Below are 15,797 nucleotides of genomic sequence, written 5' to 3' on the forward strand. Positions count from 1 at the left end.
TTATTGTTCCGCCAACTTCGCTTCAGTTGCCGCAATTGCGGCTGGATAGCCGACGTCGAACCACAGGCCCTCATGCACGATACCCATGCAACGCCCTTGGGCTATAGCGCGGTCCCAGAATATGTTGGTTGAAAACACGTCCGAAGGTGGATCGACAATGAGGCGCTTTGACAGCATCTGAATACCGGTCCACACATAAGACGCTGGCGCGTCCCCTTCGCGGCGCGACAGGCGTCTGTCTGCATCCATGTTAAAGTCACCAATGCCTTGGCTGTTATACGCGGCCTCTAACGGAATGAGGAGCATGAGAACGTCCATGCGGGCATCATCCCAATGCGCCATAAGCTGCGAGATCGCATTCTCGCCCGCATTGGTCCACCAATTATCGGCGTTGACGCAAATGAAGGGGTCATCCGAAATGAGTGGCAAGGCGTGCACCAAACCGCCGCCTGTGTCGCGCAACAGATCACGTTCGTCGGAGATACGCACATCCAAGTCAGCCGCTGAAGCTGCCAAATGTTGCTCTACTTGCTCTGCGCGATAATGAACATTGACGACGACCTTGCCGATGCCAGCATCGCGCAAATGGCCAAGCACATGGTCGAGTAAGGCAATGCCGCTTACTTCGATCAGGGGCTTTGGTCGGTCAGCGGTCAGGGGCATCATGCGCGTCCCCTTCCCCGCCGCCATGATCATCGCTGTGTCCACATGCTTAACCATCGACGTTTAAATCCGACAGCATTTTATGGCGTATATTCGAAGGAATATGCGTGTCGAACCAAATTTTGATCGGCGCAAGGTCCGGATGGGCCAAATCGCGTTCCAGCAGCTCCCACATGCGGGGCAGGAACGACAAATAACGTTCCTTGCCATCGCGCTTCCATAGCCGAGTAAATATACCGATAATCTTGGTATTCCGCTGCGCGCCTAACAAGGCATAATGTGCGTCAAAATCAGCTCCGGGTTTTGCCGCATCATGATAATAGGCCAGCATCTCCGCCTCAAGCGCGGGCGAAACGTCCCGGCGTGCGTCTTGCAGCAAGGACACCAGATCATAGGCCGGATGGCCGACCAAAGCGTCCTGAAAATCAATAATCCCTTGCTGTCCATCGTCCAGCAGCATGATGTTTTCGGCGTGATAATCCCGTAACACCGTGACTTTCTGATAATCCGCAAGCGGGGCCAGCGCTTCGGTCCAGATGCGATCAAATTCGCGCGCATCATATGATAACCCCATGGCCGGCATAAACCATTCGGACAACAACTGCACTTCGCGCAGGTAAGTCGCCATGTCATAGCCTTGCGATTGCACAGGAGGTGTCTGCGCCAACATGATGATAGCATCAATGGCCGCGCGATAGACGGCGTTCTCGTCTTCAGGATGTGCGTCCAAATGCTCCCGCATCCGCCGGTCGCCAAAATCCTCCATCAGCAACAGGCCGCGGGTCAGGTCAGTGGCAAAAATTTCGGGCGCGCGAAATTGATGTCCGTTCAAATATTGTGCAACATGAATAAATGGGCGCGGATCCTCATGCGGCGGCGGCGCATCCATCAAAATCGCCTTGCCGCGCGCGGCGGACTCTACGCGGAAATAGCGGCGAAAAGACGCGTCGCCCGCAACAGGCGACACTTGCGCGCCTTCCCAGCCATGCAACCTGAGAAATGCGTCCAAGCCAGCGGGCGGCGCCATATTAATTGCTTGTGTCATCATTATCCATTTTCACAGTCAGTATTCGGCTTCCGTCCGATTGTGGTGCTATGTCGATCCTATGGCTTGCTACCACATAAGCGGAACCAAAGCGTTCGGCCCACTCAACCAATGTGATGCGTTCACTGCGTTCGTCCGCTAGCCCCAATTCGTCCAGTTCGTCAGCATTATCAAGCCGATACAAATCGACATGGGCAACGGCAACCAAAACATCTGGCGGTTCATAGCTGTGGACAATGGCGTAAGATGGGCTGGCGACTTCGCCTTCAAAACCAAGGCCCGATAATATCCCCGCGCACAATACGGTTTTGCCTGCACCAAGCGGGCCATTAATCGCGACCCAATCAGAAGGCTTTAGGTCTTGAGCGAGCGCATGACCAAAGGCGCGCATATCCGCATCTGTTGCAATAATCATTTCTTCGGTAGCGCCATTGTGATTGTGGTTCCCTTTCCTTTTGCAGAATGAAAATGAAAAGCGCCACCATGCAATTCAATTATTTACCGTGCCAGCGGCAAGCGCGTCATTTCGCCGAAAATCTGCCCTTAATCACTCTTTGCCCTTTAGGACAACTCTAGCATATTGAACAGCATGTTGCCCTCGGGCAGCGGCATAATCGCGACTTGGAACATGCCGTCATCGGCAAAGTCGACCTACTCTGGCGCTGCGCACGCAACGAAAAAAGCCCGCTACGTTTCCGCAGCAGGCTTTCTGTTCATCACAAAATGAAATGCGATTAATAACGATAATGGTCGGGTTTGAATGGCCCCTCGGTCGAGACGCCGATATATCCGGCTTGCTTGTCCGTCAGCTTGGTCAACTTCACGCCGAGCTTTTCGAGATGCAGCGTCGCGACTTTCTCGTCGAGATGCTTGGGCAGAACATAGACTTGGTTATTATAATTGTCGCCATTTGTCCAAAGCTCGATTTGCGCGAGCACTTGATTGGTGAAGCTTGCCGACATCACAAAACTTGGGTGTCCGGTTGCGCAACCCAAGTTCACCAAGCGGCCCTTTGCAAGGACGATGATCTGCTTTCCGTCTGGGAACTGAACGAGATCGGTTCCTGGCTTCACTTCAGTCCAGCTATAGTTTGACAAAGCGGCGATTTGAATTTCACTGTCAAAGTGACCGATGTTGCACACGATGCTCATGGGCTTCATGTTCATCATATGCTCAGCCGTGATAACGTCGGCATTGCCAGTTGCTGTGCAGAAGATATCCGCGCGTTGCACGGCCTCTTCCATTGTCACAACTTCAAAACCTTCCATAGCGGCCTGCAATGCGCAGATCGGATCTACTTCCGTGACCATGACACGCGCGCCGCCATTGCGGAGCGACTGCGCCGAGCCCTTGCCAACGTCCCCAAAGCCAGCAACGCATGCGACCTTACCGGCGAGCATGACGTCGGTGGCGCGACGAATGGCGTCGACCAGCGATTCCTTGCAGCCGTACAAATTGTCGAACTTCGACTTGGTAACGCTATCATTGACGTTGATTGCGGGGAATGGCAGCTCGCCCTTCTTCGCAATTTCGTACAAGCGGTGAACGCCCGTGGTCGTTTCCTCCGAAACGCCCTTCAAATTCTTGACCGTTTGCGTGAGGTAACCCGGCTTTTTGGCGACAAATGCCTTCAACGCGCGCTGGAATTCGACTTCTTCTTCATTCTCTGGTTCACCAAAGCTTTCGCCACGCTCAAGCTTTGCGCCCCACAAAGCGAACATGGTTGCGTCGCCGCCATCGTCGAGGATGATGTTCGCAGTGGTATCGTCACCCCAATCAAAGATGCGGCCGACATAATCCCAATAATCTGCAAGACTTTCGCCCTTGACAGCAAACACAGGAATATTCTGCGCCGCAATGGCGGCGGCGGCATGGTCTTGTGTTGAGAAAATGTTGCAGGTTGCCCAACGCACATCCGCGCCAAGCGCCGTCAGCGTTTCGATAAGCACTGCGGTTTGTATCGTCATGTGCAGTGAACCAACAATGCGCGCACCCTTCAACGGCTGTGACGCCCCAAATTCGTCGCGCAACGCCATCAGGCCGGGCATTTCGGTTTCAGCAATGTTAATTTCTTTACGGCCAAAATCGGCCTCGCCTATATCGGCAATGACATAATCGTTAAAAGCCACAGGCTTATTCTCCGGGAGGTTCTAGATAATTCCGCCCATAGCTGTGGTTTTTTTAGAAATCAAATATAAAGATTGCTTTATATGCTTTTCTAATAAGGTGCGCTGTCAGAAACGTAACGCTTTCACATCCCATTAACCGCAAAAAATGGGCCGTTAAACATAGGCTACTTGACTTGGTAAAGCGCGTCCCGGATGAAGTAGCATCCCTCTTGCTAAAGGAAATTTCTCATGAGCATCTCTGTTGGCGACAAAATCCCTGACGTCAAACTGGTCAAGGCAACAGCCGAAGGCCCTCAACCCGTTCAGTCCGCCGAATATTTCGCTGGGCGGCGCGTTGCATTATTCTCCGTACCCGGCGCATTCACACCGACATGCTCGGCACGCCACCTTCCTGGCTATGTCGAAAAGTCTGCGGAACTCTCTGCCAAGGGCATCGACGAAATCGCCTGCACCGCTGTCAATGATGCGTTTGTTTTGGGCGCTTGGAACAAGTCGAGTGGTTCGGACGCAATCACAATGCTCGCCGACGGAAATGGCGATTTTGCTGCTGCGCTCGGCCTTGAAATGGACGGCAGCGCATATGGCATGGGCAAGCGCGGGCAGCGCTTCTCGCTCGTCGTCAACAACGGTGTGGTTGAGCATGTGAATGTCGAGGCACCGGGCGATTTCAATGTAAGTTCAGCAGAATATATGCTCGGCCAGATCTAGGTCCTGACCCTAATTCTCGGTTAGATTTACCCAAGCGACATTTGAAAGGGAGAGGCAACTCTCCCTTTTTTGTTGCCAAAATCGTAAAATTCGGTGAAGCGAGCATATGCCCAGTGAACATGCTCAAAACATAATTAATCAACTCGTTACTGAATATGAATCTTCGGTAAAAAGGCTTCAATCCGCGCTTGCGACTTATTTGAAGGACAGGGTTCCCCCAAGCGCGGATCAGCGCGCCAGCAATGACTTTTGCTATCCCGAACTCATCATCACTTATGCCGGCAAAACGCGCGAGACCAAATCGAACCTCGCATTTGGCAAGCTGGAGAAGATCGGCACGTTCCGGACGACCTTTACCAAGCCCGATCTTTTTGCCGATTATATTGGCGTGCAGCTCGACCTTTTGAATGAGCAATATGAACTTGAGATTTCAGTTGGCCGCAGTCGCCAAGAGATACCCTTCCCTTATGTTCTCGATGGTTCGGCCGATCTGGATCTTGGGACCGTTAGTCCGAACGAACTTGCGCGTCATTTCCCTACCACGGAGCTAGCCGATATTGGCGACGAAATCGCTGACGGCCTTTTGCGCGTGAAGGGCAACAGTAGTTCGCCACTCGCTTTGTTTGATGGTCTGCGCACCGATTTCTCATTGGCCCGTTTGCGCCATTATACGGGTGCGCCTGCTGAGCATGTGCAGCATTATATCCTGTTTACCAACTACCACCGTTATGTTGATGAATTTGTCAGTTGGGCATGTAAGCAGGTCGGTAATGGCCGCTATACCGCTTTGTCTGGTGCGGGTGGCCTATATGTGGATCAGCCAACGGATAATGCAACGCAGCTTGTCGCCGACAGCACATGGCGTCGGCACCAAATGCCGGCCTATCATCTGATCGCGCCGGACCGTTCGGGTATAACCTTGGTCAATATTGGCGTTGGGCCATCCAATGCCAAAACGATTTGCGACCATTTGGCGGTGCTTCGGCCCGAAGCTTGGTTGATGATTGGTCATTGCGGCGGCCTGCGTGAAACTCAGCGGATTGGCGATTATGTCCTCGCCCATGCTTATTTGCGCGATGACCATATCTTGGACGAAGTTCTGCCACCTGAAATCCCCATCCCGCCCATTGCCGAAGTGCAGCAAGCCTTGGCGAGCGCAGCGGAGGACGTATCAGGCGCCAGCGGCGCGGATCTGAAACGGCGGATGCGCACGGGCACCGTTGTCACCACCGACGACCGCAATTGGGAATTGCGTTATTCCGCCTCGGCGCTTCGTTTCTCGCAAAGCCGCGCGATTGCCATCGATATGGAGTCCGCAACGATTGCGGCGCAGGGCTATCGTTTCCGCGTACCGTATGGCACATTATTATGTGTTTCCGACAAACCGCTGCACGGCGAAATTAAGTTACCCGGTCAAGCAAACCGTTTTTACGAAGAGGCGATTGCCGCACATTTACAGATCGGCATTCAAACATGTGAGTTGCTTCGTGAGGCTGGAAATAGCTTACACAGCCGCAAGTTACGCGCATTCAACGAACCACCATTCCGATAAGCACGCAGGAACGAACGCGGCTCCAAACGATTATCATCATTGTATTACAACCCAAGGAGGAACGGCTTATGCCAAGCAAGCCCGAAACAGATGGTGTGTTCAACAAGATTGTGACCAGTTTGCGCGATCTGGCCGATACCCTTTCCGGTAAGGCGCGTTCGGCGGCGGAGACTGCGTCTACCACCGCCAAGTCAGCCGTCGATTCCGCCTCTACTGCCGCCGCCAACGCAGGCACAATCATTAAGGAAAATCCGGGCAAGTCCGTTGCCGTGGCTGGCGCTGTTATTGCAACGGCCGCCGCCGCTGCAGTTGCTGGCAAGAAAGCATATGCGCGCAAGACTGCGAGCAATGCAAAGCCTGCGGCAAAGAAGCCCGCGGCGAAAACAGCTGCTGTTAAAAAGACGGCTGTAAAGAAGCCAGCGGTGAAGCCTGCTGCCGCTGCAAAGCCTGCCGCTGCTGCAAAGTCTGCAACGCGGGCCAAGCCAGCCGTAAAGAAGCCGACTTCAGCGAAACCTGCAGCGAAACCCGCAGCAAAACCGACCGCCTAAAAGAAATAATGCAAATGGCCCCGCGCTGTGCGGCGGGGCTATTTTTAGCTACCAGCCCTTTTTAACACCCTTATTTTGCGTCTTGAGCCATTTCATCAACGGCGCAAAATATTCAAGCATCGGCTTGCCTGACATTTCGCGCGTGCCGGTAAAGGCCACAAGCGCATCTGGCCACGGCTTCGACGCCCCCATTTCGAGCATTGCGTTCAACCGTGTTCCAACATCCTTGTTGCCGTAAAACGAACAACGGTGCAGCGGCCCCTTCCATCCGGAAATATCGCAAGCGGCCTTGTAAAACTGGAACTGCAATATGCGGGCAAGAAAATAGCGCGTATATGGCGTGTTGCCGGGGATATGATATTTGGCCCCCGCATCAAAACGGTCGGCCGGGCGTTCAACAGGTGGAATAATACCCTGATATTTAAGGCGCAAATCAGTCCAGCCTTTGTTATAGTTCGCAGGCGCGATTGCCCCATTGAACACGTCCCAACGCCATTTATCGATGAGTAAACCAAATGGCAGAAACGCGACCTTGTCCATGGCTTGACGCAACAACAGGCCATTGTCCTTGTCTGCACCCGGAACCTTGGCCGGATCCAGCAATCCGATCTGGACGAGATAATTGGGCGTTATCGACAAAGCGATGGCGTCGCCAATCGCCTCGTGAAAACCATCATTGGCACCATTTAAATATAGATAAGGCTGCTTGTTGTAAGCACGCTGATAATAATTATGCCCAAGTTCATGGTGGATAGTCACAAAATCGCCAGTGTTCACCTTGATGCACATTTTGATCCGCAGATCATCGACATTATCCACATTCCAAGCCGAAGCGTGGCAAACAACTTCGCGATCGGCGGGCTTGATAAACTGCGCGCGATCCCAAAAGGTCTTTGGCAATGGCGCAAAACCCAGCGACGAAAAGAAGCCTTCGCCAACCTTCACCATGTCTTTTTCGGCTTTGCCACGACTGGCACTGAAATCCGCCATGTCGCTTTGCTTATAACCCTTGGCTACCAGTAATTCGCCAATGTCATAACCGATGTCGCCAGCCCCTGCAGGCGCAACAACGTCATAGATATTACCCCATTCCTGCGCCCACATATTACCAAGCAAATCTGCCCGGATTGGTCCGGTTTTAGACTGGACGGCATCGCCATATTTTTTGTTCAGCTGCGTGCGGACATAGGTGTGCAACTCGTCATAGAGCGGTTTTACCTCAAGCCATAATGTGTCGGTCAGCTTGGCAAAGTCATCCGCGGGCATATCATAGCCAGACCGCCACATGGCGCCCACATCGGCATAGCCAAGTTCGGTTGCGCCCTGATTGGCTATTTCTACCATGCGCGTGTATTCGGGTCCCATGGGGGCGCCGACATTGTCGTGCCAGCTTACCCACATTTCCTTCAACTCTTCAGGATTACGGTTCGAACCCATTTCGGCCTCAATATCCGAACCATTTATGGCGTTGCCACGCAATGTGCCCCGGCCCTTGCCATAAGCGGACTGCAACTTAGTTGATATGGTCGCGAGCTCCGCCGCCGCGTTCGGCGTCGTCGGCGCGGGCAAGACTATACCTCCGCGCAAGATATCCAACTTGCGCTTTGTGTCATAAGACAGGCCAGGAAGCCCCTGATATCTAGCAGCTTCAAGCGCATAACCAACTGCCTTTTCTGTGCCGATCTCGCCGTAACGTGCCGCGACAGCATCTGTGTCATCGGTCAGGTAGGTGGAATTAATCCACGCGACACGGCCAGCCTCGACGGAGAAATCAAACAGATCCTTTTCGGCGCGGGCAACAAAGGCATCTGCATCAGATACCGTTGGTGCAGATGCAGTCGCCGGAGCATCCTTCGCCATGGCTAGGCTGGGCACGGAAAGCGTGGCGAATGCCAAAGCGGCAATGGATACAAGATTTTTCATATTAAGGTCCTGACAGGTAATGAGGCGCGATGGTGAAACTTCCGGTCTTCCGCGTCAAGCCGCACGGCTTTTCAAGCTTCGAATGGCCAAGGCGACCAGAACGCCGAAGAATGTCACCAAAAACAATATCATTTTTATAGGCCGCGCCGCAGCCGCCACAGTTGCAAGCATATCATGCCCGCCGGTAACGGCCGCCTGAATGAGTTGGCTTATGGTCTCAGCATAATCGGCAAGGGCAAAGCCTAAGGCTGCGACCATGATGACCTTACCAAGCCGCGCGAGCATGGCGTGCGACGACGCGGCAAACATCCGCCCGCCTGCAAAAGCGCCCCATGCATAAACTGCGATAAAGATGAGGTCCAACTCCATGCTGTAGATGGCCAAGTCCATGACACCTGTGGCCGTCCAACCCGCATGAATGGCTTCCACGCGCACCGCATTTCCCGCTGCCTGATGGTCGCTCATGTCCAATGGTGTGGCTTCAGTGACCAACCAGACATTGGTAACAATTTGTGCAGCAAGCAACAAAATGCCGGACAGCCAGAACCTCCAAAAACGCCTTTCCAGAGCAGTTTCCCCGCGCATGGCTACACACGCTGCAAAGCGGTCGCCAACGCCCCTGACAGGGCATCCTCGCGCGTTAGATGATAGCTTGTATAGTCATGCACTTGCCCGCCATGATGGCGCTTATATTCTAGCACAAGCTTGCCGCCTAAACGCTCCACCGCCGTGCGTGACCGGAAATTATCTGCGCCAACCTGAAACACAACAATGCGCACAAATTGGAATATATGCCTTAGCATCAGCGCCTTTACCTCGCGATTGATGCCTGTCCGCCAATATGCGGTCGCAAAGAACGTCCAGCCGATTTCTATTTCTTCCGTTATCGGATCATAACTGGCAAAGCGCGTGCCGCCGATGATTTCATCTGTCGCGCGATCCAAAATGGCAAAGGCGCCCCGCGATGCCATGGCATCCGCGAAGAAGCCGTCAAAAACTTCCCTTTTGTACCGATCACGAAACGGATGCATCGCCCAAATTTCCGGGTCAGACGCCACGGCATAGAGCCCGTCATAATCCGCCGCCAACAAAGGCCGCAGCATGACGCGTTCGCCCATCAATACCGGCTGAATGTCGAAAGGCGGCAACGTCACCATGGGTCACCCGTCAGTGCCGCAACAAAGGCTTGCCCTAGCTCTGGCTTAGTTACCGCGCTCATATGATTGCCTGGCACCGTACACAGTTTCCCATGTTGCAACAGCGCCGCGAGGTCGGCTGCGGAGCCATTATCGTCATCTTGTTCACCACACACAACAGCAACTGGCAGGGTCCAACCCGCAATCACTGCCGCATCGGTATCGACAAAGCTATCCAAGATATACCGCAATGCCGCTGGGTCACCGCCCGTGGTTTTCAGGAACGCCTCCGCCATCCATGCAGACGAGCCCTTTTCATGCTGCCCCAAATTGTCGAAGACATTACGAAAATGCGCGCCCCGATTTCCGGTCTGCGTGAGGCCCTCTAGTCCCATGCCCGAGATAACGGCCCTACCAGGTGCTGCGCCACGCGCGAGCATCCGCGAAACCGTCCGCCCACCAAGCGAATAACCGCCAAGGTCATAATCGGTGATATCCAAATACCCAAGCAACGCAAATTGGTCATCCGCCAAAATATCGCGCGGATAATGCGCCGGGTCATGGGGCTTGGCGCTCAAACCATGCGCGCGCAGGTCCGGCATGATGACGCGGTATCCCGCATCGGCCAACGCAGCGGCATGGCCATATTTTATCCAGTTCGTATCCGCTTCGGACATGAAACCATGTATGAGCAACAATGGCCGCCCCTGCCCCGTCTCGCGCCACGCGATCTCGACACCATCAGCGGCTTGGAAACTGTTAGATATAATCATCAGCTACTGCTTTGCCTTTTCGGATTTGACCTTGCTCTATTGGCACGCGCATTTCTGTCAGGAAAGTTTTTTCCGGTGATTGCGCCTTATGCCTCTAATCGCCTTGCATATAATAAGCATAGCTATTATGTGCTAAGCATGAGCGACGATCTTGGTTTTCTCTTGGGTGATGCCGCACGCTTGCTGCGCCGGTCGTTTGACGAACGGGCGCGGGTCATGGGGGTGACACGCCCCCAATGGCGCGTGCTTGCGTTGTTGAAGCGTTTCGATGGCAGCACGCAAGTAACCGTCGCGGACATGCTGGATGTAGAACCCATCACGCTCGGCAGAATGGTTGACCGGCTGCAGGATGCGGGCTTGGTGGAGCGTCGAGCGGACCCAGCAGATCGCCGGAGTTGGCGGCTGCATCTAACCCCGGCCGGCGAGGAAAAAATTGAGGCTTTGCGTCCAACCGCCCTTGCCCTGTTTGACGACGCATTGGCTGGACTGGACGCGGCCAAACGTTTGGAATTGGAAGCCATGTTGAATATTATTCGGGCGAATTTGACCCGCAAGCCGCTTGATGTGTCGCATGGCTGACGCTGACCCGCACATTGACGTCAGAACAAACATCCCGGCCAAGCCCCGCCGTTTCGCGCGCTTGGCCCTGCTCGGTTCGGTTCCCATATTGCTAGTGGGCAGTGCGACCGCATATTATATTGCGAACGACCATTATGTTTCGACCGACAATGCCTATGTTCAACAGGACAAGGTTTCGATTTCGGCTGAGGTCGGCGGGCGCATTATTGATGTGGCTGTGCAGGAAAACGATGTCGTCAACGCAGGTGATCTCTTGTTCCGGATTGACCCTGCGCCCTACCGCATTGCCATTGAACAAGCCGACGCAACAATTGCGGCCGCACAAGTGCGCGTATCGTCCCTTAAAACCGAATATCAGGCCACTGGCGTAGATATCGAAAGTGCGCGTGAAGACGTTACATTTTACGAAAAGGAATATCAGCGGCAAAGCGCGCTGATGCAGAATGGCTTTACGACGCGCGCCCGTTTGCAGGCGGCTGAACACGCATTGTCGGACGCACGCAGCCGCGTTGCATCGGCCCAAGCCATCGCAACAAAGGCACGCGCGGCACTCGCCACTGGTTCTGCCGCACCTGGAATTAACCCAGCCATAAAGGCGGGTCAGACGCAACGCGAACAAGCGCTGTTGAACCTTGCGCGTACCGAAGTGCGCGCGCCTGTGTCCGGCGTGGTAAGTCAGGCCGACCGTTTACAGCTTGGCCAGATGATGGTTCAGGGCCTGCCCGGGCTGACCATCGTTGCCAGCAATAAAAGCTGGATTGAGGCAAATTTCAAAGAAACCGACCTTGCCCATATGCGGGTTGGGCAGCCTGCGGAAATAACCTTCGATGCGTATCCGGAGCTGAAAGTTCGCGGTAAAGTATCGAGCATTGGTGCCGGGACCGGGTCGGAATTCTCGATGCTGCCTGCGCAGAACGCCAATGGTAATTGGGTGAAGGTAACGCAGCGCGTGCCTGTGCGGATCGCCATTACCGACAAGCCAAAGCGTGCAATGATTGCGGGGCTGTCGGCACATGTCCGCATCGATACCGATAAGTAATCCGCTCGATCAACCGGCCTATCCGGTCAAGCACAAGGCGCTGCTGACGCTTGCCGTCATGGGTGCGACGATTATCCAGATATTGGACTCGACCATCGCCAATGTGGCGATACCCCATATGCAAACAAGCCTTGGCGCGACGATGGATACCATCACTTGGGTCCTGACCAGCTATATTGTGGCTAGCGCCGTTGCGATGCCTATCACGGGTTGGCTTGCCGACCGGGTCGGTTCGCGAAATCTGTTTCTGGGCGCGGTGGCTGGATTTATCTTGGCGTCTATGCTGTGTGGTATCGCAACGAGCCTATCCGAAATGGTGGCATTTCGAATACTTCAAGGCGTATGCGCCGCGTTCATCGGTCCGCTTTCCCAAACTATCATGCTCGACATTAACAAGCCGTCGGAGGCACCGCGGGCGATGTCGATCTGGGGTATGGGGATCATGATAGCGCCTATCTTGGGCCCGATGATTGGCGGGTGGCTGACCGAAAATTACAACTGGCGCTGGGTATTTTATATCAACTTACCCATCGGCATTCCCACCTTGGCAATCTTGTGGTGGCTATTACCTTCTCGCCCGATCAACCGCCGCGAACTTGATCGCTTCGGCTTTGCTATGCTGGCGATTGGCTTGGCGACCCTGCAGTTGTTGCTTGATCGCGGGCAGAAAGAGGATTGGCTGCAAAGTTGGGAAATCATTATCGAGCTGATCATCGTATTGACGGCACTTTGGATGTTTGCCGTTCACCAGATGACAACGCGTCGTCCAATGTTTGAGCGGCTGTTGGTGACCGACCGCAACTTCTTTATTTCGCTGAACATGATGTTGTTGGTGGGCATGATGATGTTCGGCATTTTCGCTCTGCTGCCACCTATGCTCCAGAATCTATATGGATATAGCGTCTACGACACCGGCGTGCTGCTCGCGCCGCGCGGAGTGGGTGTAGTATTTGCCATGTTCATCTCTGCTAAATTGGCAAAAAAGGTCGACCCGCGTATCTTGATCTTTATCGGCTTTCTGATGACCGCTGCATCCATGTGGATCATGACCAGATGGTCCTTGAACATGGACTGGCATTGGATCGTCTACACGGGCTTATTCCAAGGTTTTGGCATGGGCTTGGTTTTCATCCCGCTCAATGGCGTCGCATTTTCCACGTTGCCGATGCGGATGCGGACCGATGGCTCAAGCCTATTATATTTGTTCCGAAGCTTAGGCGGTAGCTTCGGAATATCTGTTATGACCACGATGCTCGCCCGCAACATGCAGACAAGCCACGAAGATCTCGCATCACATGTCACGGCCTCATCAATGAGCGCCATTGACCCGTCAACGGCGGACAGGTTGGGCGCGCTGGGCGAAACCGCGATGCAGATGCTTAACTTGGAGATCAACCGGCAGGCCGCCATGATTGCCTATCTCGACAACTTCAAACTGATGATGCTCATATTGATCATCGTCAGCCCGCTGGTTTTCTTTTTGAAACCGGGCAGAGTTGCGCCGGGACAAGAAGCAACTATGGCAGACTGACCGCTATGTGGGGCGCTTTGTCAGCCCTTTTTGCTCCATCCGCCACAGCGCCATATCGATACGATCCTGCCCAAAAAAGGGTTCGCCATCGAAAACCAGAGTTGGTACACCCCAATGCCCCGCTGCCTCAAGTGCCGCTTGGTTGGACGCGATTTCTGCGTCAAGCGCTTCTGCATCGTTGATCGCTTCGGCATCCAGTTCTGCCAAATCTAACCCCGCACGCATCGCTGCGCCGGCCAAATGGTCGCCCTCATGCCAATTTTCTGCGCCACCCCAAATGAGCCGTGAGACTTCGTCGCAAAAGGCCAGGCTCTTGCCGCGCCGCGCCGCCACTTGACCCAATCGGGTCAGGCGGAAAATATAGGGCTGCTCCTCGGCAATTTTGCGCGTGGCAATATCCTGCACAATCGGGTCGGGTCGTGGTGGACCGAACGGAATGCCATGAAACTGCGCAACGCGGAACATGTCGGTGAAGGTATAGCGCAACCAATTGGGGTGGCTGCGTTCAAAAAAGTCGGGTTCGCGGATGGCGAGTGGATAGACCGGACGCAAATTTATCGTCAGATCATATTCCTGCGCGAGCGCGCTATATCGCCGGGTGGCGAGATAGCTATACGGGCTGCGAAACGACCAGAAAACATCGGCTTGCAGCCCCATAACTTATCCCTTCTTCAAATGCCGCCGTCCCAAAAGTTCGGCGATCTGCACGGCATTCAACGCCGCCCCCTTTCGCAAGTTATCCGACACGCACCAGAAGGCAAGGCCATTGTCGACCGTCGGGTCTTCGCGCACACGGCTGACATAGGTTGCGTCATCGCCCGCAGCTTCGATCGGCGTCGTATAGCCGCCGTCTTCGCGCTTATCGATGAGCATGATGCCAGGGGCCTCACGCAAGATATTCTGCGCGGTTTCTGCCGACATTTCCCGCTCATATTCGATATTCACGGCTTCGCTGTGGCCAACAAAGACAGGAACACGCACGCAGGTCGCCGTCAGCTTGATTTTCGGGTCGAGGATCTTCTTGACCTCAACCATCATCTTCCACTCTTCCTTCGTATAGCCATCTTCGAGAAAGCTATCGATATGCGGAATGACGTTGAACGCGATTTGCTTCGTGAACTTCTTGGCATCCGCACTGTCGCCAACAAATATGTTGCGGCTCTGTTCGAACAATTCGTCCATGCCCTCTTTGCCAGCGCCCGACACCGACTGGTAGGTTGATACGACAACGCGAGTAATCTTAGCGTAGTCGTGGAGCGGCTTCAACGCGACGACCAATTGCGCCGTTGAACAGTTCGGGTTGGCGATGATGTTCTTGCGCTTGCACATATCGATTGCGTCCGGGTTTACCTCAGGAACGATCAACGGAACATCCGGGTCCATCCGGAAAAGCGAGCTGTTATCGATCACCACGCAGCCAGCAGCAGCGGCAATCGGCGCATATTTCATGGTCGCTTCCGAACCAATGGCAAAAATCGCCATGTCCCAGCCCGTCCAATCGAAATTCTCGATATTCTGAATCTTGAGCATCTTGTCGGTATCGCCATATTCGATTTCGATACCTTGGCTGCGCGATGACGCGAGCACCGCGACCTCATCGGCGGGGAATGCGCGTTCGGCCAAGATGTTGACAACTTCACGGCCCACATTGCCCGTCGCGCCTGCAACTACGATACGATAACCCATGTTCACTTCCTTCAATGGCAATAAAAAAGGCCGGGCTCTTTGTGGGAGCCCGGCCTTTTGTGTTTGGTTAGAAACGCAACGCGGCTCCTGCCTTATTCGGCAGCCTCGGTGGTTTTAATAGGACGCGGGTCACGGCGCTCGGCAATACGTGCCTTCTTACCGGTCAGGCCGCGCAGATAGTAAAGCTTCGCACGACGCACGACGCCCTTACGGACGACTTCGATGCTTTCAATGTTTGGGCTGTACAAAGGGAATACGCGCTCAACGCCCTCACCGAACGACATTTTACGTACGGTGAAGTTGGAGCCCATGCCCTTGTTCGAACGCGCGATGCACACGCCTTCGTAATTCTGAATACGCGTGCGCTCACCTTCGATGACCTTCACGCCCACCTTGACGGTGTCACCTGCACGGAACGCAGGAATTTTTTTGTTTTCTGACAAAGCTGCAATAGCTTCGGCTTCGAGTGTTTGGATGAGGTTCAT

The 15,797-nt window shown here is 54.2% G+C and carries 17 protein-coding genes; 6 read left to right on the plus strand and 11 right to left on the minus strand.

The genetic code is table 11. The features are described 5' to 3' along the window. From Q0O07_RS09045 to ahcY, 4 genes are all read right to left on the minus strand, one after another. Nucleotides 1-720 (minus strand): nucleotidyltransferase family protein, encoded by a 720-nt coding sequence (locus tag Q0O07_RS09045; protein WP_295492703.1) that lies wholly within the window; start codon nt 718-720, stop codon nt 1-3. Next, nucleotides 713-1,690, minus strand: coding sequence for a phosphotransferase (locus tag Q0O07_RS09050; protein WP_295492705.1), 978 nt, complete (start codon nt 1,688-1,690; stop codon nt 713-715). The genes Q0O07_RS09045 and Q0O07_RS09050 overlap by 8 nt, the downstream gene beginning before the upstream one ends. Nucleotide 1,691: 1 nt before the next feature. Beyond that, nucleotides 1,692-2,123 carry a tRNA (adenosine(37)-N6)-threonylcarbamoyltransferase complex ATPase subunit type 1 TsaE gene (gene tsaE, locus Q0O07_RS09055; RefSeq protein ID WP_295492707.1) on the minus strand — a complete coding sequence of 144 codons (432 nt, stop codon included), beginning with the start codon at nt 2,121-2,123 and terminating at the stop codon, nt 1,692-1,694. Between the two features lie 319 nt (nt 2,124-2,442). Then, on the minus strand, nt 2,443-3,837 hold the full coding sequence (gene ahcY, locus Q0O07_RS09060; protein WP_295492709.1) for an adenosylhomocysteinase: 1,395 nt from the start codon (nt 3,835-3,837) through the stop codon (nt 2,443-2,445). Nucleotides 3,838-4,065: 228 nt separating this feature from the next. On the opposite strand from ahcY, the gene Q0O07_RS09065 reads away from it, so the two are divergent. The 3 genes from Q0O07_RS09065 to Q0O07_RS09075 all read left to right on the plus strand — a co-directional run bounded on the left by Q0O07_RS09065 (nt 4,066) and on the right by Q0O07_RS09075 (nt 6,645). Beyond that, nucleotides 4,066-4,545: a peroxiredoxin gene (locus Q0O07_RS09065; RefSeq protein WP_295492711.1), complete on the plus strand. Its 480-nt coding sequence runs from the start codon at nt 4,066-4,068 to the stop codon at nt 4,543-4,545. 106 nt (nt 4,546-4,651) lie between these two features. Then, nucleotides 4,652-6,097 carry an AMP nucleosidase gene (locus tag Q0O07_RS09070; protein WP_295492713.1) on the plus strand — a complete coding sequence of 482 codons (1,446 nt, stop codon included), beginning with the start codon at nt 4,652-4,654 and terminating at the stop codon, nt 6,095-6,097. Nucleotides 6,098-6,165: 68 nt separating this feature from the next. Further along, nucleotides 6,166-6,645: a hypothetical protein gene (locus Q0O07_RS09075; RefSeq protein ID WP_295492715.1), complete on the plus strand. Its 480-nt coding sequence runs from the start codon at nt 6,166-6,168 to the stop codon at nt 6,643-6,645. A gap of 48 nt (nt 6,646-6,693) precedes the next feature. Here Q0O07_RS09075 and Q0O07_RS09080 read toward each other — a convergent pair whose 3' ends face one another. Genes Q0O07_RS09080 through Q0O07_RS09095 form a run of 4 tightly spaced genes read right to left on the minus strand, consistent with a single transcriptional unit; the run spans nt 6,694 to nt 10,477 of the window. Beyond that, nucleotides 6,694-8,568, minus strand: a complete 1,875-nt coding sequence (locus tag Q0O07_RS09080; protein WP_295492717.1) for a M2 family metallopeptidase — start codon at nt 8,566-8,568, stop codon at nt 6,694-6,696. Nucleotides 8,569-8,622: 54 nt separating this feature from the next. Continuing rightward, nucleotides 8,623-9,153 carry a hypothetical protein gene (locus tag Q0O07_RS09085; protein WP_295492719.1) on the minus strand — a complete coding sequence of 177 codons (531 nt, stop codon included), beginning with the start codon at nt 9,151-9,153 and terminating at the stop codon, nt 8,623-8,625. Between the two features lie 2 nt (nt 9,154-9,155). Then, nucleotides 9,156-9,725 (minus strand): GNAT family N-acetyltransferase, encoded by a 570-nt coding sequence (locus Q0O07_RS09090; RefSeq protein ID WP_295492721.1) that lies wholly within the window; start codon nt 9,723-9,725, stop codon nt 9,156-9,158. Continuing rightward, entirely contained in the window at nt 9,719-10,477 is a 759-nt protein-coding gene (locus Q0O07_RS09095) for an alpha/beta fold hydrolase (RefSeq protein ID WP_295492723.1), read from the minus strand. Before Q0O07_RS09095 ends, Q0O07_RS09090 begins: the two co-directional genes overlap by 7 nt. 138 nt (nt 10,478-10,615) lie before the next feature. On the opposite strand from Q0O07_RS09095, the gene Q0O07_RS09100 reads away from it, so the two are divergent. From Q0O07_RS09100 to Q0O07_RS09110, 3 genes are read left to right on the plus strand one after another with little or no spacing between them, the layout of a single operon-like run. Next, nucleotides 10,616-11,056, plus strand: a complete 441-nt coding sequence (locus Q0O07_RS09100; RefSeq protein WP_295492725.1) for a MarR family winged helix-turn-helix transcriptional regulator — start codon at nt 10,616-10,618, stop codon at nt 11,054-11,056. Further along, on the plus strand, nt 11,049-12,095 hold the full coding sequence (locus Q0O07_RS09105; protein WP_295492727.1) for an HlyD family secretion protein: 1,047 nt from the start codon (nt 11,049-11,051) through the stop codon (nt 12,093-12,095). Before Q0O07_RS09100 ends, Q0O07_RS09105 begins: the two co-directional genes overlap by 8 nt. Further along, complete coding sequence (locus Q0O07_RS09110; protein WP_295492729.1) at nt 12,070-13,626, plus strand: DHA2 family efflux MFS transporter permease subunit; 1,557 nt, start codon at nt 12,070-12,072, stop codon at nt 13,624-13,626. Before Q0O07_RS09105 ends, Q0O07_RS09110 begins: the two co-directional genes overlap by 26 nt. A gap of 3 nt (nt 13,627-13,629) precedes the next feature. Here the strand turns inward: Q0O07_RS09110 and Q0O07_RS09115 are convergent, their stop codons facing one another. The 3 genes from Q0O07_RS09115 to rplS all read right to left on the minus strand — a co-directional run bounded on the left by Q0O07_RS09115 (nt 13,630) and on the right by rplS (nt 15,797). Next, complete coding sequence (locus Q0O07_RS09115) at nt 13,630-14,283, minus strand: 2-hydroxychromene-2-carboxylate isomerase (RefSeq protein ID WP_295492731.1); 654 nt, start codon at nt 14,281-14,283, stop codon at nt 13,630-13,632. A gap of 3 nt (nt 14,284-14,286) precedes the next feature. Then, entirely contained in the window at nt 14,287-15,312 is a 1,026-nt protein-coding gene (locus Q0O07_RS09120) for an aspartate-semialdehyde dehydrogenase (protein WP_295492733.1), read from the minus strand. Nucleotides 15,313-15,404: 92 nt separating this feature from the next. Next, on the minus strand, nt 15,405-15,797 hold the full coding sequence (rplS, locus tag Q0O07_RS09125) for a 50S ribosomal protein L19 (protein ID WP_295446215.1): 393 nt from the start codon (nt 15,795-15,797) through the stop codon (nt 15,405-15,407).

Source organism: Sphingorhabdus sp. EL138, from assembly GCF_945890115.1.
Taxonomy (GTDB): domain Bacteria; phylum Pseudomonadota; class Alphaproteobacteria; order Sphingomonadales; family Sphingomonadaceae; genus Sphingorhabdus_B.

What these genes read in the sequence shown, in the direction of transcription:
- Q0O07_RS09045 (WP_295492703.1), bottom strand. Translation starts at nt 720, where the DNA reads ATGGTTAAGCATGTGGACACAGCGATGATCATGGCGGCGGGGAAGGGG.
- Q0O07_RS09050 (WP_295492705.1), bottom strand. Translation starts at nt 1,690, where the DNA reads ATGGCGCCGCCCGCTGGCTTGGACGCATTTCTCAGGTTGCATGGCTGG.
- tsaE (WP_295492707.1), bottom strand. Translation starts at nt 2,123, where the DNA reads ATGATTATTGCAACAGATGCGGATATGCGCGCCTTTGGTCATGCGCTC.
- Q0O07_RS09065 (WP_295492711.1), top strand. Translation starts at nt 4,066, where the DNA reads ATGAGCATCTCTGTTGGCGACAAAATCCCTGACGTCAAACTGGTCAAG.
- Q0O07_RS09070 (WP_295492713.1), top strand. Translation starts at nt 4,652, where the DNA reads ATGCCCAGTGAACATGCTCAAAACATAATTAATCAACTCGTTACTGAA.
- Q0O07_RS09075 (WP_295492715.1), top strand. Translation starts at nt 6,166, where the DNA reads ATGCCAAGCAAGCCCGAAACAGATGGTGTGTTCAACAAGATTGTGACC.
- Q0O07_RS09080 (WP_295492717.1), bottom strand. Translation starts at nt 8,568, where the DNA reads ATGAAAAATCTTGTATCCATTGCCGCTTTGGCATTCGCCACGCTTTCC.
- Q0O07_RS09085 (WP_295492719.1), bottom strand. Translation starts at nt 9,153, where the DNA reads ATGCGCGGGGAAACTGCTCTGGAAAGGCGTTTTTGGAGGTTCTGGCTG.
- Q0O07_RS09090 (WP_295492721.1), bottom strand. Translation starts at nt 9,725, where the DNA reads ATGGTGACGTTGCCGCCTTTCGACATTCAGCCGGTATTGATGGGCGAA.
- Q0O07_RS09095 (WP_295492723.1), bottom strand. Translation starts at nt 10,477, where the DNA reads ATGATTATATCTAACAGTTTCCAAGCCGCTGATGGTGTCGAGATCGCG.
- Q0O07_RS09100 (WP_295492725.1), top strand. Translation starts at nt 10,616, where the DNA reads ATGAGCGACGATCTTGGTTTTCTCTTGGGTGATGCCGCACGCTTGCTG.
- Q0O07_RS09105 (WP_295492727.1), top strand. Translation starts at nt 11,049, where the DNA reads ATGGCTGACGCTGACCCGCACATTGACGTCAGAACAAACATCCCGGCC.
- Q0O07_RS09110 (WP_295492729.1), top strand. Translation starts at nt 12,070, where the DNA reads ATGTCCGCATCGATACCGATAAGTAATCCGCTCGATCAACCGGCCTAT.
- Q0O07_RS09115 (WP_295492731.1), bottom strand. Translation starts at nt 14,283, where the DNA reads ATGGGGCTGCAAGCCGATGTTTTCTGGTCGTTTCGCAGCCCGTATAGC.
- Q0O07_RS09120 (WP_295492733.1), bottom strand. Translation starts at nt 15,312, where the DNA reads ATGGGTTATCGTATCGTAGTTGCAGGCGCGACGGGCAATGTGGGCCGT.
- rplS (WP_295446215.1), bottom strand. Translation starts at nt 15,797, where the DNA reads ATGAACCTCATCCAAACACTCGAAGCCGAAGCTATTGCAGCTTTGTCA.